1 pseudogene is annotated in these 279 nt (G+C 68.8%); it reads left to right on the plus strand.

What is annotated here, in order from left to right:
• Nucleotides 1-68 precede the first annotated feature (68 nt).
• Nucleotides 69-279, plus strand: a pseudogene (locus CVH10_RS19830) (GAF domain-containing protein); the annotation flags it as partial.

Below are 279 nucleotides of genomic sequence, written 5' to 3' on the forward strand. Positions count from 1 at the left end.
AGCCAGCTGCGCACCGCTGCCTGACCGCGCGGCTGGACTTTCCGGCAGGTGCGCCTAGCTACGGCGGCATGTACGCCTTCGACATCGCCACGACCGACCGCGCGGAATTGTACCGCGAACTGACCGCCGCGCTCGACGCGCTGACCGCGGGCGAGCCGGACGCGATCGCCAACATGGCCAATGCCGCCGCGATGATCGGCCAGTATCTGCCCGACCTGAACTGGGCCGGCTTCTATCGGATGGTCGGCGACGAACTGGTGCTGGGGCCGTTCCAGGGCA

It is taken from the genome of Halomonas sp. ND22Bw, assembly GCF_003011945.1.
Classification (GTDB): Bacteria; Pseudomonadota; Gammaproteobacteria; order Pseudomonadales; family Halomonadaceae; genus Halomonas; species Halomonas halophila.